Source organism: Oleiphilus sp. HI0079, from assembly GCF_001635105.1.
The window spans coordinates 1-713 of the sequence record NZ_LWFT01001266.1 but is presented as its reverse complement, the minus strand read 5'-3'; the positions used below and the strand labels follow the sequence as shown (position 1 = coordinate 713).

Genomic DNA, 713 nt, shown 5'->3' with positions numbered 1-713 from the left:
TGCCTTGATCTCAATCCTTATTTACCTCTTGGTATTGATGAGACGCAAATCGCTTTCGTTGACGCCTTCCTGCTCTTCTGCCTGCTGGAAGACTCGCCGGTTCTTAGTGCCGAAGCATGCGAAGAGCTTGAGGGTAATTTCTCGTCCGTCACCACCGATGGAAGAAGACCAAACCTGACGCTCAAACGTCTTGATGAAGAGATTTCACTCACCTCTTGGGCAACGGAGATTCTTTCCCGGATCAACGACTACGCCGCTTTGCTAGATAACACCGAGAATACGACGCTCCACCAAGAGAGCATTGCACTTCAGCAAGCAAAAGTAGATGACGCTAGTCTATGCCCCTCTGCGCGGATTCTGGAAGATATGCGAACAGAACAACAAAGCTGGCTTGAGTTAGCGGGGTCTCTGTCCAATCAACACAAACATACGCTAACGGCAGCAACTGACATGGCCGCTATTCAACATGAATTTGAGAGGCTTGCCGCTCAAAGCCATGATAACGCTGAGCAAATCAAACAAGGAGATACGGTTTCTTTTGACAAGTTTCTTTCGGACTACGTCAGCTAGACCAGACTCATCCAACGCCGGTCGGCGCCAAGGTTACTGATCTTGCGCTATATGCGCTAGATCGTTTCAGCTGAAACGCCTATTCTCTATGACTCTTTGCGCCTACATTCTTTGAGACGCCCCCCTTATTTAAACATCCGCCT

Annotated in this window: 1 pseudogene; it reads left to right on the top strand. The window is 48.9% G+C overall.

What is annotated here, in order from left to right:
• Positions 1 to 570, top strand: a pseudogene (locus A3750_RS22250) (hypothetical protein); the annotation flags it as partial.
• Positions 571 to 713 lie beyond the last annotated feature (143 nt).